Source organism: Actinomadura rubrobrunea NBRC 15275 (assembly GCF_001552235.1).
Taxonomy (GTDB): domain Bacteria; phylum Actinomycetota; class Actinomycetes; order Streptosporangiales; family Streptosporangiaceae; genus Spirillospora; species Spirillospora viridilutea.
The window spans coordinates 61953-76269 of sequence record NZ_BCQU01000024.1 but is presented as its reverse complement, the minus strand read 5'-3'; the positions used below and the strand labels follow the sequence as shown (position 1 = coordinate 76269).

Here is a 14317-nt window from a genome sequence, read left to right as displayed (position 1 = left end):
GGCGACGGGGGCTCGCCGCCCGCCGCGCCCGCGCGGCCGCGCGGCCGACGGACGCGTCCCGCTCACGCGGACGGGGTGTCCTCCCCCTTCTTGACGATGCCGAGCTTGGACCCGAGCCACACCAGCGGGTCGTACCGGCGGCCGACCACGCGCTCCTTGAGCGGGATCAGCGCGTTGTCAGTGATCTTGATGTGCTCGGGGCAGACCTCGGTGCAGCACTTGGTGATGTTGCAGAAGCCCAGCCCGTGGTCGTCCTGAGCGATCTTGCGCCGGTCGGCGGTGTCAGCCGGGTGCATCTCCAGCTCGGCGATGCGCATGAGGAACCGCGGCCCGGAGAAGTTCGGCTTGTTCTCCTCGTGGTCGCGGATGACGTGGCAGACGTTGTTGCACAGGAAGCACTCGATGCACTTGCGGAACTCCTGCGAGCGCTCCACGTCCTCCTGCTGCATCCGGAACTCGCCCGGCTTGACGTCGCCCGGGTCGAACGCGGGGATCTGCCGCGCCTTCTCGTAGTTGAACGACACGTCGGTGACCAGGTCGCGGATCACCGGGAAGGTGCGGATCGGGGTGACGGTGACCGTCTCGTCCGGCGCGAACGTCGACATCCGCGTCATGCACATCAGCCGCGGCATGCCGTTGATCTCGGCGGAGCAGGAGCCGCACTTGCCCGCCTTGCAGTTCCACCGCACCGCCAGGTCCGGCGCCTGGGTGGCCTGCAGCCGGTGGATGACGTCGAGGACGACCTCGCCCTCGTTGACCTCGACGGTGTAGTCGCGGAGCTCGCCCTCGCCCGCGTCGCCGCGCCAGACCCGGAACTTGGCCTTGTAGCTCATCGGTCGCCCTCCTCGTCCTCGTCACCGGCGGCGGCCTCGGCCGGGAGCTCCTCGGCGGTGAGGTACTTCTTCAGCTCGTCGATCTCGAACAGCGCGAGCAGGTCCTCGCGCATCGGCTCCATCTCCTGGCGCTTGAGCTCCACGCGCAGGTCGTCCGGATCGCCGGCCAGGCGGACGACCAGATTGATCTTGCGCCATTCGGGCGACATCTGCGGGTAGTCGTCGCGGGTGTGCCCGCCGCGGCTCTCCTGCCGCTCCAGCGCCGCCTTGGCGATCGCCTGCGACACCAGCAGCATGTTCCGCAGGTCCAGGGCCAGGTGCCAGCCGGGGTGGTAGCCGCGTCCGTCGTTCACCGCGACCGGCTCGACGCTGACGTCGCGGACGCGTTCGCGCAGCTTGTCCAGCGCCTCGAGGGCCTGCTTGAGCTCCTCCTCCTTGCGGATGATGCCGACCAGGTCGTTCATCGTCTGCTGCAGCTCGGCGTGCACCGCGTACGGGTTCTCCCCGCCCTTGCGCTCGAACGGCGCCAGCGCCTCGGCGACCGCGGCCTCGACCGCCTCGTCCGGCACCGTCGGCCGCTCGCCCAGGGAGTCGACGTACTCGGCGGCGCCGAGCCCGGCGCGGCGGCCGAACACCAGCAGGTCGCTCAGCGAGTTGCCGCCCAGCCGGTTGGAGCCGTGCATGCCGCCGGCCACCTCGCCCGCCGCGAACAGGCCCGGGACCAGCGCGGCGGCGGTGTCCGGGTCGACCTCCACGCCGCCCATCACGTAGTGGCAGGTCGGGCCGACCTCCATCGGCTCGGTGGTGATGTCGACGCCGGCCAGCTCCTTGAACTGGTGGTACATCGACGGCAGCCGCCGCTTGATCTCCTCCGCGCCGCCGGGCATCCGGTCCACGACGGTCAGGTACACGCCGCCGTGCGGCGAGCCGCGTCCCGCCTTGACCTCGGCGTTGATCGCGCGGGCGACCTCGTCGCGGGGCAGCAGCTCGGGGGGACGGCGGTTGTTGTCCGGGTCGTCGTACCAGCGGTCCGCCTCCTCCTCGGAGGTGGCGTACTTGTCCTTGAACACCTCCGGGATGTAGTCGAACATGAACCGCTTGCCCTCGGAGTTCTTCAGCACCCCGCGGTCGCCGCGCACCGACTCGGTGACCAGGATGCCCTTCACCGACGGCGGCCAGACCATCCCGGTGGGGTGGAACTGGACGAACTCCATGTTCAGCAGCGTCGCCCCGGCCAGCAGCGCCAGCGCGTGCCCGTCCCCGGTGTACTCCCAGGAGTTGGACGTCACCTTGAACGCCTTGCCGATGCCGCCGGTGGCCAGCACCACGGCCGGCGCCTCGAACACCACGAACTTGCCGGTCTCGCGGACGTAGGCGAACGCGCCGCAGATCCGGTCGCCGTCCTTCAGCAGCCGGGTGACGGTCGTCTCCGCCCACACCTTGATGCGGGCCTCGTAGTCGCCGTACTCGCGGTGGTCCTCCTGCTGCAGCGCCACGACCTTCTGCTGCAGCGTGCGGATCAGCTCCAGCCCGGTGCGGTCGCCGACGTGCGCCAGCCGCGGGTACTCGTGCCCGCCGAAGTTGCGCTGGCTGATCTTGCCGTCCTTGGTGCGGTCGAACAGCGCCCCCCAGGCCTCCAGCTCCCACACCCGGTCGGGGGCCTCCTTGGCGTGCAGCTCGGCCATCCGCCAGTTGTTGAGGAACTTGCCCCCGCGCATGGTGTCGCGGAAGTGGACCTTCCAGTTGTCCTTGGGGTTGACGTTGCCCATCGCGGCGGCCGCGCCGCCCTCGGCCATGACGGTGTGGGCCTTGCCGAACAGCGACTTGGAGATGACCGCGGTCTTCTTGCCCTGCATCCGGGCCTCGATCGCGGCGCGCAGCCCGGCACCGCCCGCGCCGATCACCACGACGTCGTAGGCGTGCCTTTCGATCTCACTCATGACCTGCTCCCCGGTCCCGTCCGGTCGCCTTCGCGGCGCGCCGCCGCGCCGCCCTGCCTGCCCGCGGTCGCCCCGTCCGCCCGCCGCGCCCGCGCGCGGGGTCCCGCGGCCGTGCTTGCGCTCGTCCCCATGGCATGCCCGTCCTCAGTTGAAGATGCGCAGGTCGGAGATGGTTCCGCTGGCCACGAGCGCGATGTACAGGTCCGTCACCACCAGCGAACCCAGCGTGATCAGCGCGTACTGTCCGTGCCGCTGGTTCATCCTGGAGACCTGCTGCCACATCCAGTACCGCACCGGGTGCTTGGAGAAGTGCTTCAGCCGCCCGCCGACGATGTGCCGGCAGGAGTGGCACGACAGCGTGTACGCCCACAGCAGGATCAGGTTCACGAGCAGGATCAGCGTGCCCAGCCCCACGCCGAACCCGCCGTCCTCGCCGCGGAACGCGCGGATCACGTCCCAGGTGTTGATCAGCGAGATGACGACCGCGGCCAGCCAGAAGTAGCGGTGCAGGTTCTGCCCGATCAGCGGGAACCGCCGCTCGCCGGTGTACCGCTTGTGCGGTTCGGCCACCGCGCACGCGGGCGGCGACGCCCAGTACGACCGGTAGTAGGCCTTGCGGTAGTAGTAGCAGGTCAGCCGGAACAGCAGCAGGAACGGCAGGGACACCGCCGCGAACGGGATCCAGCCCCTGGTCGACGCGGGCAGGAACGTGCCGAACTCGGCGGCCTCGCCGCAGATCTCGTTGACGCACGGCGAGTAGAACGGCGTCAGGTAGTGGTACTCGGGCACGTAGAAGGCCGAGCCCCAGAACGCGCGTACCGTCGCGTACGCCACCCAGGCGGTGAACGCCACCAGGGTGGTGATCGGGTACACGCGCCAGTTGTCCCGCCGGAGGGTCCGTTCCTTGATCTTGGCGCGCGCTTTGGCGGGCGCCTCCACAGTGCTCATCGCTCGCACTCCTGAGTTCGGGTCATCCGGTCCCCGTACCACGGCCGCGCGCACCGCGCGGCCGCCGCGCCTCGGCCGCGACAGGCGGTGACGCCTCGTGCGCGCTTTCGGTCAGGCGACCTTACGTCACCACAGTGGCACTGTGACATACATAACAGCCAGCCTTTGCTGTGACCCTGGCCACAGATTTTGGAAGGCCGCAACCCCGGAGAACCCATAACCAGGGGTTATGACCCCCGGGAATCGAGACGAGCGCGAATCAGCATCGAATCGCCTCCGCCCCGCCCGCCGCCGCTCCCCGCCCCGGCCCGAACAGACCCCGCCCGGCCGATCCGGCGCGCGCAATTGGCCGAATGCGGCGCCCCGCCGCTTCAGCACCCCTGACATCGGCGGCACCTGCATAAACTGACAGCTATTGACAATCCAACGCCCTGGCAGGGCCTGCTGAAACGGGACCGATGAGCGACAACGACCCCGGACGCGACGACCTCGCGAAGGACCCCGCCACCAGCGACACCCCCGGCGCCGCTCCCGCCACGAGCTCCCCCGGCTCCACAGCCGCCGAAGGCGCCCCGGGCTCCGAGCCCGCCACGGACTCCACCGACACGCCCGCGTCCGCCGACACCCCCGAACCGGCCGACACGACGAGCACAGCGGCCGACGATTCCGAACCGACCGACGCGCACAAGACCGCACCCCGCAACACGACGGACCGCGATAACGCGTCGGACGCCACGGCAGACGACGAACCCACGTCGACCAAGGACAAGAACGGCGCCACCACCGACCCGAGCGCCGACCGGAAGAACACTCCCGGCACGTCCCCGGCCGCAGCCGGCACGACGAACGCAGCTGCGGCCTCCGAAACGGTCGGCACAGACAAGACCGCAACCGACAACCAGGCGGACCACGACAACGAGTCCGTCTCCCCCACCTCCGGCCGCAGCACGTCGCCTGACGCCAAGGCAGACGCCGAAACCACGACGGCCAAAGACAAGGACGGCGCCTCCGCCAAGGAGCCCGCTGAACCCGCCGCGACCGCCGACCGAAAGAACACGCCCGCAGCAGACACGGCGAATACAGCCGCTGCCTCCGAACCGGCCGCCTCAGACGCCACGGCAGACGGCGAAGCCACGTCGACCAAGGACAAGGACGGCCCCACCACCGAGAACACATCCGGCACGTCCGCGGCAGCAGCCGACGCGACTGACGCAGGCGCCGGCTCTGATCCGTCCGCCCCAGACGCGCAGACGGACCGCGACAACGCGTCCGGCGACGGCGAAACCACGTCGGCCAAAGACAAGGACAGCACCGCTGCCGAGAAGTCCGCCGCACCCGCCGACCGCAAGAAGCGGCGGCGCAGGATATGGCGGCGCGTGGCGATCGGCGCCACCGCGCTGGTCGCGGCGGCCGCCGTCGGCGTCTACTGGCTCTACGCCGACCTGATGGGCGGGATCGAGAAGAAGGACGTCACCGACCAGCTGGGCACCGACCGCCCCAAGAAGCTGAACAAGTCGCTGAACATCCTGCTCATCGGGTCCGACACCCGCGAGGGCGAGAACGCCCGCTACGGGGCGGCCGCGGGCTTGACGGGCGCGCGCTCCGACACAGCGATCCTGCTGCACCTGTCCCCGAACCGCGACCAGGCCGTGGGGATCAGCTTCCCCCGCGACTCGATGGTGCAGATCCCCGACTGCAAGAAGGAGAAGGGCGGCACCGTCCCCGGCCGGTTCGGGATGCTCAACACCGCGTTCGCGTTCGCCGGTCCGACCTGCACCTGGAAGACGCTGGAGAAGCTGACCGGCATCCACATCGACCACTTCGTGCAGGTGGACTTCGCCGGGTTCAAGCGGGTGGTGGACGCGCTGGGCGGCGTGGAGATCTGCGTCGACCGTCCCGTCAACGACCCGCGCGCCGAACTGGTGCTGAAGGCCGGCAAGCAGACCGTCAAGGGCGAGCAGGCCCTCGGCTACGTCCGCGCCCGCTACACGCTGGGCAACGGCTCGGACCTGGAACGCATCGAGCGGCAGCAGAAGTTCATGGCGTCCGTCGTGGACAAGGCCACCAGCAGCGAGGTGCTGACCGACCCGGCCAAGACCTACAAGTTCCTCAAGGCCGTCTCCAAGTCGGTCACCACCGACGAGGACCTCGATTTCCAGGCCATGCGGAAGCTGGCCGAGGGGCTGCGCGGGTTGAAGGCCGGCCAGGTGCGGTTCGTCACGGTCCCGGTGGAGCGTTACGAGCCCGACCCCAACCGCGTCCAGTGGAACGAGGAGCGGGCCAGACCGCTGTTCGAGGCGATCCGCCACGACAGCGAGCTGCCCGCCGAGCAGCCGCCCGCGCCCAAGCCGGCCGTCCCGTCGCCCGACAAGGTCAAGGTGACGGTGGTGGACGCGGGCGCCAAGGACGCCCGCGGGGTCGCCCGTCGGCTGCGGAACCGCGGCTTCAAGGTCGACAAGAAGATCAAGAAGGAGGCCGAGGCTCCGGAGAGCCGCATCATCTACAACCCGTCGGCGGAAGGCCAGGCGTCCGCACTGGCGGCGGTCGTCCCCAACGCCGTCCTGACCGCGGACGGAAACGCCCCCGCCGACCACATCACCCTCGTCATCGGCAGACCCGGCGTCCGCCTCGCCCCGCCCGCCATCGACAAGATCGCCGGCGGCGTCAAGGCGGGCAAGAACCCCTGCAAGTGAGCCGACCGGCGGGCGGGACCGCAAGGTTCTCTTCCGCCGGTCAGCTCACGCGCGCACGAGCACTCCAATCGGCATGAACGGCCCCAAGGGCATCGCGGCACCTCGGCCCCCTGCGCCTGAGCACGACCAATTGCTTGAATACAAGCTGCCTGGGCAGCTCCCGAGTGCGCCACATGCGGGGAGCAGGCCCCTACTGCGAGAACGGTCGCACTCGAAGCTGACCAGCCACGTCACGACGGCGCCCAACGGCCAAACTCACCGACTCCGTCCACACGCGGGCGACGGTGAAGTCGACGTGGACGCACTTCCCCGAGATCGGGGAGGACAGCCGCAAGCAGGGCGAAACAGCATCTGCGGTCCTCCTTCATCCCGTCTCGCCTGAGACGCTCGCACAGCCAGCCACTCACCTAACGGGCCGGCGTGGACCACAGACCGTTCCCCCAGATGCGCATCAGCTCCACCATGGTGTCCAAGGGCGGCCTCTGCGAGGGAACGGTCACCTTTTCCCGCGCGAACACCGCCCCGCCCGGTGGACGTCCACTTCTGGGTGCGCGGAAGCCTGGGAAATATCGGTCAGCCCCCGGAAGCGAACGGGTCGGATGGATCAGACGCGGCCCGGGCGCGGATGTCGTCCATCGTCAGAACGCTGTAATCGGGCCGCAGGATCAGCAGCAGCGCCCATTTCGCAGCCAACGCCTCAAGGAATTCCAGAGCGAGCCGCTGCGACTCCTCGGTGTCGAAGACGTCCAAAGCGAACGAGTGATAGGGCGGCGCGCCCAGGAGAGCGAGATGGCCGCGCAGGCGATCCGCGTTGACATCCGAAGGCATGACCCCCGGTTCTCGAAGACGCACCCAGATCCGCGCGTTCCCGCGCGTCAATGACGCGTCGGCATGGTCGTCGGGATGCATCGCCGCGCCGATCGACATCAGAAAGCGCTCGACCGTGCGCGGTTGCGCCTGCGCGGGCAGCAGCACCTCGACCGAAATGGCCCGGGCCTCCCGGAGCGCGCGAGGGGATGCGTCATAGCCCGGCCAGAAGAAGCCGCTGTGGCGCTCGGCCAGCCTGGTGTGGAACTCATCGAGCGTGACGACCTCGTCGGCGAAATCGTCGATGACGAAACGGCCGTCCCATTTCTCCTCTGCCGCCAGGACGAACTCGGCCGCCAACCATTCACTGCCCGTGGCCCGCGCCACATGCACGATGACCCTTCCCCGCGGCGGCGCTCGGAGCGCCTCCGTGTAGAGGGGAATCCAGCGGGGCGCCAACTCCAGCCGGTCCGGCGGGTATCCGTGCACCAGTATCCAGGCACGGCCGCGCGAGATGCTGACCTCGGCGGGGGCGTCGACATTTCCGGTGGAAACGCCTCCGAACGAGGAGACCAGATCGAACAACTCCTCCGGCGGCACCGGATGAGCGAAGATCAGGTCCAGTGTCCGCATGCCCAGCAGAGCCCTCTGCGCTTCAGGTTGTTCTACAGATGATCGATACTACCACCCGAACACTGTATTCCCGCTCGAACCGCTTGCAGCCGGCAATGGACACATTCGGCGCCAGGACGTAAACCCGCCCCCTGCCTCCGCCATTCACCTCCGGATGTGTCTTGCATCTTCGATGATCACCTCGCGTGCACAGATGTCGATTTCTCCGCTAACGACGCCATCCTTGGATGGCCGAACGGGAGATTGTGCTGGGTGACGCACGACATGAAGATCGAGCTCTTCAGTCATCCTGGGGACAACGACGACCTCATATGGGCATGAACCGGGCATGATAACCGAGCTCGCGAAGAAACGACATGTGATCCTCGTTGACGGGATCGATGTGCAGCGGATTGCCTGCCCGCTCCAACAGCACAAGGCACGTCTTGAGGACGCCGCCGACCATCATCCGATACAGCGGATGCGACGTGGAGAAGTAGCCATTGACCAGTTCCTGGGCGAACGCGCGGAGCTCGCCGTCATCGATGCTGTAGGTATCGTCGGGAATGACGGCCGTCACGCCCGACGGGAGCCCAGCGACCGCCTCCAAGGCCGTGACCGAGTGAATGAACACCCGGCCGACGCCCATGGCCGGATTCCAGATGGTCCGGTCTCCATGCTTGATGTATATGCTCACTCTTCCATCCCACCGTCTGCTCGGACCTCATAACCTGATTAGCACAGCCAAAGGTGAAGCCAGGACACCGCCCGCGACACAGTGATCATGTAGCGCACGAATGAGGGGGCTCTCCGGAGGAACGTTGGGCGATCAGGCCGTGACGAAGTATGTGGCTGGAGGCGCGTGAGACGGACGGCGCGCCGGCACGACCGCTACGCCCTTCCCTCCAGGGCGCTGCACATGTCGCCGCCCCTGCGCGGGTGCAAGTGGTCGGTGACGGCGCGGTGAACATCAAACGGTACGCGGCGGACGCGTCGATGGCGGGTATCGGTGATCTCTGCAAGGCCCGCCGCACCGGCGCGCCTGTCATCGAGGTCTCCCGCAAGCCGTCCCAGGTCCATACGAAGACGCCAGACAGCTCGACGTCACTCAGCCCGTGGCTGCTCGGCGCCATCGGAACCTTGTGCACACTCGCACGTCCGGGGTGGTGTGCGCGGAGCGCCGGATCGAAGCCGGCCAATGTCTGCATGCCGTGCCTGCAATTAGGCGTGCACGAGCACTCCCACGAGCGCGCCGAGCAGCATGAACGGTCCGAACGGAATCGTGGCTTTCCGACCCACGCGCCTGAACACGATCAATCCGATCGAGTACAGGCCGCCCAGGACGAACATGGCCAGCACACCGAGCGTCCAGGCGTCGAACCCCAGCCAGCCGAGATACAACCCGAGAACGCCCGACAGCTTCACGTCACCGAACCCAAGAGCGCGGGGGACCACCACCCACTGAAGGAAGAAGAGCCCCCACAACACTCCCAGCCCAATCAGAGCGTCGATGAAACGACCGCCGCCGTCGGTAGTGCTCGGTGCAGCCGCGCTGAGCAACACCATGCCGATGGGATAAGAAGGCAGCGTAAGCGGATCGGGCAGGCGCCGCAGAGCGACGTCGACGACACCGAGCACCACGCCGACGCAGCCGAGATATGCGAACGCGACCAGGTCGGCTCTCAACCCGATCCGCCACGACAGCAGCGCCAGCACTGCGGCCCCCGCCAGCAGCACCCGCACCGGACTCCGCCTGACCGGTTCCGTCCAATCCGCACGGAGGGACCAAGCACTCGCACCCGGGCGATCGGCCGCACTGGTTTCGCCGGCGCCCGACGTGTCTGCGCTCACCTCGCTATCACTCCCGCCTCCCATCCCAAAAGCTCGATCTCCATGCGGCGTCCACACACCATGCTCAATCCCGCACCTACATCCCAGTCGCGTCGAACTCCTCTCGTGGAGCACGCACGGTCAGAGCCAGCATCGTCCCGCCCTTGGACAGGGCGCACACCTCGATGCTGCACACCTTGGCCGTGGCACCCGGTGGGCGTCCTCTACTCGGCCTCCAACCGCCCCTTCCAACGTTGATGTCATAGGTATCGTCGGGAATGGCAGCGCTCACCCCTTGAAGCCTGCCCCGCAAACAGCCTCCAAGGCCATGACCGAATGTATGAACACCCGACCGCCCTATGGGCGGATTTCAGAGGCTACGCCCGCCGCACTCGACGTAGACGATCACTCTCCACTCCGCCGGCACCGAACGCCGCCCGCGGCCCGAAATCTGAAACGGCGACAGGAGCCGCGGAATCAAAAGTAGCGGCCGGGCACGAAATAGGAGCGCGCCGCGCGGGTGTTGACCAGCACGAGGATGATACCGGGCAGGATCAGCCCCAGGACCCCGGTCACGTCTCCCTGCCCGATCCTGCCGAAGGCGATCAGGACCCAGACGACCTCGAGAATATTGATCCACAAACGAATGCGCGGGCGTTCGGGCCGGATCTTCACGGCCAGGGCAAAGCTGAAGGCGCCGGGGAGGAGCTGCACCATGGCCGCGCCGACGTTCTCGGACGTCACGCCGTAGCCGACGAGGAATGCCACAACCCACAGCGCCGACAGCCCCGCCACCATGAACATCAGCACGCGTGCCGTGGTCAACGCCGCCGGCATCTGAGCGACACGGGACCTGCCCACTTCACTCCTCCATCCACCCGGACGCGGCGTCGCCCCACGTCATCTCGAAGACCAGATCGTCGACGGTCTGAAGCCGCACCATCACGGTTTCGAACTGCAAGACGAGCCCTTCGCGGTCATCGTCTCCCTTGAACGCCCGGAAATCGGTGAGCGTCCGGCCGATGGCGTCGGCCACGCGCGGGTCATCGCCGATGTCGTGGAAATACCACTCCACATCGTCGGTGAGAAGCTGCGCCTCCGTGAAGCCCTCCACTTCGGAGTGGCTCTCCCCGGATCCGGGAGTGTGCGGGCCCTCCTCTAAACGCAGCCGCCCCTCGTACCCGGCCCAGATCTGCAGCGCCGTGCCGTCTTCGAAGGACAACTCGAGCATCTGCTCTTCCGGAGGGCCGTCGTGCTGCCGGACGAACCCTGTGCGGACGCCGGACAAACGACGTCCACGGCGATCCCAGATTTCTTCCGGCAGGTCGTCCCCGTGCGGATGGGCCGCCTGCTCCAGCCGCCGCAGACACGCGGCGGCGCTGCGTCGCGCCGCCTCCGCCGTCCGGGGATGCCGCTCGATGCACAGCAGGTAGGCGGCTGTCTCCATGCTGCCCGTCAACTCCAGGTGGGTCACCAGCGCATCGCCGTAGTCCCCAAGGTCGGGGACCACGGCCGCCAGAAGGGCGAAATAGCGCCTTCGGTGATCCTCCGAGCCCCCCAGCCTCAGCCGTTCACTCAGCCAGCCGCTCACCTGACGCGTGAGGGTGGGCCACAGATCCTCCGCCCATACGCGTGTCAGCTCGACCAGGACGTCCAGGGACGGCCTGTTCCGTGGGACGGCCACCACGCCCTCTTCGGGGAAGACCGCCTTGACCTGGGGAGAGACCTCCACTTCGGCGCGCCGGACCAGCGCCGCCACATTCGACACCCGTATGTCGTCCAGCGTGGGCATGGCCGTCTCCAACGGACGCAGCCACTCGGCCCACGCTTCGCCCATCCCCGCCAGCAGCGCCGACTGCTCCACCCGGGCGGTCATGTCGAGCGGCCGAGGATGGGCGGCGGCCCTGCGGCGGCAGCGTTCCAGGACGTCGAGTGCCTGCTCGACTGAGGCGGTCGTCGTGTCCTGTTCGCGCGCCACGATCATTCTGACGGTCGCGTCGGTCAGGCACCATGGCGAGCTGATCCCCCTCAGCTCCTCCGGTGCCAGCTCGTCCCCGGTCACCACGCTCCTCTCCTCCGGCACCCTACGATGGGCGCCGACATCAGAAGTGTCCACGAGCCTGCGCCGCCCGCAGCGCCGCGGAGTCGTACTCCTTGCCGGCGATCTCCACCGGGATACCGGAATCGATCAGCTGCTGGAGCTGGGTCCGGAATGCCGGCTTGAAGAGGTCGTCGGCACCGTCCGCCGACATGACCACGAACTTGGCCTTGCCGTTGCTGGAGGCCTCCCAGTTCTTGTACTTGTCCAGCTGCCCGCCGTTCTCCTTCTTCAGGGTGCTGATCAGCGCGTTCATCGTTTCCTTGACCTCGTTGAGGTGCACCCGCCCGCTCGCGTCCACGTAGGCGACGTCCGCGTCCACGCCCGCGGGAAACTCCACCTTGTGCCCGCCGCCGAAGTCGGTGCCGCCCTTCGCACCGATCGCGATGCGGGTTCCGGGCTTGACCTGGCCCGAATCGGCCACCCTGCGGGCGTGGCTCACCTCGGCCGCCAGCGAGGGCAGCGCCCGGTTCTCGGCGTTGAGGGGCTGTCCACTCGCATTCTTGAGCCGGGCGATCACACCCTGGATGGACTGGTTGGTCAGACCGTTGCGTCCGGCGAGGCCCGCCAGGTCCCCAAGCGCCTCGGTGATGTGACGCGCCTTGGCGGCGTCGGAGGTGGCGTCCAGCGTCTTGCGCAGGGCGTCGAGGGAGCCCTTGTCGGTGTCCTTGATCTTCCCGAGCAGGGCGTCGATATCGGCGTCGCTGAGCCCGAGCGTCTTCAACCTCGTCTTCAGAACGGCCTTGGCCGCTCGGCCGGCCTGGCGCCGGGCCTCCTTCGCGCTCTTCGGCGGGCACTCGTCACCCTCGAGGGAAACGGGCACCGCCAGACCTTGGTGAGCGCGCGTCGGCACGCCCGCGCCCATGCGGCCGAACAGGACGCTCCCCAGCTCGCCCGGTGGAGCGAGCGAGCCGACCCTGCAGCCGTTTCTTCGTGCCTCCGCCTCAGCTTCGTCGGCCTTCCGCGCGGCCTCGTCGGCGGAGCGCTGCGCCTCATCGACCTTGCCCTCACGGGCCAGCCGCTCCGCGCGGTTCGCGGCGTCCTTCGCTCCGTCGGCCAGCTCGTCAATCTTGGAGAGCGCTCCCTCGGGAATCTTGCCGAGCTTGCCGAGTTTGCCGAGCTTGTTGAGGCCTTTGGTCCCGACGAGCGACCCGATGAAGCCCGTCGCGCAACGCGCGACGTCCTCGTTGCTCCACTTCCGACAATGCTTGGTCATCTCGTCCCAGAGAACCGGGATGGTTTCTCTGGGATCGGTGGTGAAGAGGGCTCCTATGGCACTCCAATTGCTCTTGAAGCCGTCATGGCTGCAGATATGAAGGAGGCAGCCGGTGAAGGTGACTCCCTCCCAGACTCCCGTTCCGATGTCCCAAAGGCCCAGCCCGAAGCCTTTGAAGCTCATCCCGGTCGGGTAGATGATGTCGTTCCAGAACGCCTTGCCGACCCCGCCCAGGAAGTTCCCAGTGTGACAGAGGCCCTTCTGGAAGACATTCCCCTCGCAGTCACCGTCGTCGCCGTCACTCGCCTTCGGGTTTTGGCCGGCGTTCGGCTGACCGCTGTTTACAGGCCCTCCACAGTCGGAACCGCCAAGGGCCTTACAGATTACGGACCCGGTCCTGGACAGGATCTGCTCAGGGACATCGGCCAACACCAGGGCCGCGATGATTCCGGAAACCACGGCGAGAAGCGCCGCGTACTCGAAGAACGATGCACCTCGATCAGCAGGGCGCTCAGCAGCCCTACGCCAGAAGTTCATCACGGCCCGTGTTCCTCCGCGCTGGACTGCCTACCTCGGGACTTAGACTGACATAGACCGACTTTCGATGTTATGCCGAGGGCTGATCATGCACATGAGCCTCAGGGCCCAAAAACGGACCCAAACTCGAGGCCCGCGTCACTGCGGGATCGCGTCATAAGGCAACGTCATCCGAAGAGGATCCCGATCAGCGTTCCCGCCAGCATGAACGGGCCGTACGGCATCTCTGACTTGCGGGAGGCTCGGCGCGTCAGCATCAACCCCACGGCGGCGACCCCTCCGAGAAGGGCACCGGCGATAACGCCGTAAAACCAGGCGTCCTGCCCCAACCAGCCCAGGTAGAGCCCAAGTACACCGGACAGCTTCATGTCTCCGCGCCCGATGGCCTGCGGAACGAAGAAGTGCTGGAGGAAATAGATGACCCACAGCACTGCCATTCCGACCAGGGCATTCAGCAGATGGCGGAGTCCATCGTCGACGAAGGGTACGGCCACAGCCATGAGTGCCGCACCGATTCCGTACGACGGGAGGGTGAACCGATCCGGCAGCCGTTTTACCGCGAGGTCGATGAAGTTCAACAGAGTTCCGACCGCACCGAGATATAGGTAGGCGGCAAGTATCGGCGATGCACCGAACCGCCAGCCCAGCGCCGCGCAGACCGCAGCGGTGGTTCCCGCGACGACCCATCGGCGCGCGGGGGTGAACTTCACTTCATAGCGTTCGCCCTGCGGAGCCAGGCAATATCCGACGACGAGACCGACCGCGGCTGTCGACAGGACGACCCCCCAACCGCTCATCGCCGC

At 67.6% G+C, this 14317-nt stretch carries 11 protein-coding genes; 1 reads left to right on the top strand and 10 read right to left on the bottom strand.

Features of this window, described 5'->3' with window-relative positions; all coding sequences use genetic code 11:
• Positions 1-62: 62 nt before the first annotated feature.
• The 3 genes from AR3_RS10225 to AR3_RS10215 all read right to left on the bottom strand — a co-directional run bounded on the left by AR3_RS10225 (position 63) and on the right by AR3_RS10215 (position 3721).
• Positions 63-833: a succinate dehydrogenase/fumarate reductase iron-sulfur subunit gene (locus AR3_RS10225; RefSeq protein WP_067912108.1), complete on the bottom strand. Its 771-nt coding sequence runs from the start codon at positions 831-833 to the stop codon at positions 63-65.
• Positions 830-2773 (bottom strand): fumarate reductase/succinate dehydrogenase flavoprotein subunit, encoded by a 1944-nt coding sequence (locus AR3_RS10220; RefSeq protein ID WP_067912105.1) that lies wholly within the window; start codon positions 2771-2773, stop codon positions 830-832. Before AR3_RS10220 ends, AR3_RS10225 begins: the two co-directional genes overlap by 4 nt.
• A gap of 144 nt (positions 2774-2917) precedes the next feature.
• Positions 2918-3721 (bottom strand): succinate dehydrogenase subunit SdhC, encoded by an 804-nt coding sequence (locus tag AR3_RS10215; RefSeq protein ID WP_067912102.1) that lies wholly within the window; start codon positions 3719-3721, stop codon positions 2918-2920.
• Positions 3722-4179: 458 nt separating this feature from the next.
• Between AR3_RS10215 and AR3_RS29495 the strand changes: the two genes are divergently transcribed.
• Positions 4180-6414: an LCP family protein gene (locus AR3_RS29495; RefSeq protein ID WP_083951243.1), complete on the top strand. Its 2235-nt coding sequence runs from the start codon at positions 4180-4182 to the stop codon at positions 6412-6414.
• A 573-nt stretch (positions 6415-6987) separates the two neighbouring features.
• Here AR3_RS29495 and AR3_RS10205 read toward each other — a convergent pair.
• The 7 genes from AR3_RS10205 to AR3_RS10175 form a co-directional block, all read right to left on the bottom strand.
• On the bottom strand, positions 6988-7854 hold the full coding sequence (locus AR3_RS10205) for a hypothetical protein (RefSeq protein ID WP_067912100.1): 867 nt from the start codon (positions 7852-7854) through the stop codon (positions 6988-6990).
• A gap of 307 nt (positions 7855-8161) precedes the next feature.
• Complete coding sequence (locus AR3_RS10200; RefSeq protein WP_106258187.1) at positions 8162-8530, bottom strand: DUF6086 family protein; 369 nt, start codon at positions 8528-8530, stop codon at positions 8162-8164.
• A 524-nt stretch (positions 8531-9054) separates the two neighbouring features.
• Positions 9055-9576, bottom strand: a complete 522-nt coding sequence (locus tag AR3_RS10195; protein ID WP_067912094.1) for a prepilin peptidase — start codon at positions 9574-9576, stop codon at positions 9055-9057.
• Positions 9577-10140: 564 nt separating this feature from the next.
• Complete coding sequence (locus AR3_RS10190) at positions 10141-10473, bottom strand: hypothetical protein (RefSeq protein ID WP_157406644.1); 333 nt, start codon at positions 10471-10473, stop codon at positions 10141-10143.
• A gap of 52 nt (positions 10474-10525) precedes the next feature.
• Positions 10526-11725 carry a hypothetical protein gene (locus AR3_RS10185; protein ID WP_146150178.1) on the bottom strand — a complete coding sequence of 400 codons (1200 nt, stop codon included), beginning with the start codon at positions 11723-11725 and terminating at the stop codon, positions 10526-10528.
• A 40-nt stretch (positions 11726-11765) separates the two neighbouring features.
• Positions 11766-13514 carry a DUF4398 domain-containing protein gene (locus AR3_RS10180; RefSeq protein WP_146150177.1) on the bottom strand — a complete coding sequence of 583 codons (1749 nt, stop codon included), beginning with the start codon at positions 13512-13514 and terminating at the stop codon, positions 11766-11768.
• Between the two features lie 167 nt (positions 13515-13681).
• Entirely contained in the window at positions 13682-14311 is a 630-nt protein-coding gene (locus tag AR3_RS10175) for a prepilin peptidase (RefSeq protein WP_067912082.1), read from the bottom strand.
• Positions 14312-14317 lie beyond the last annotated feature (6 nt).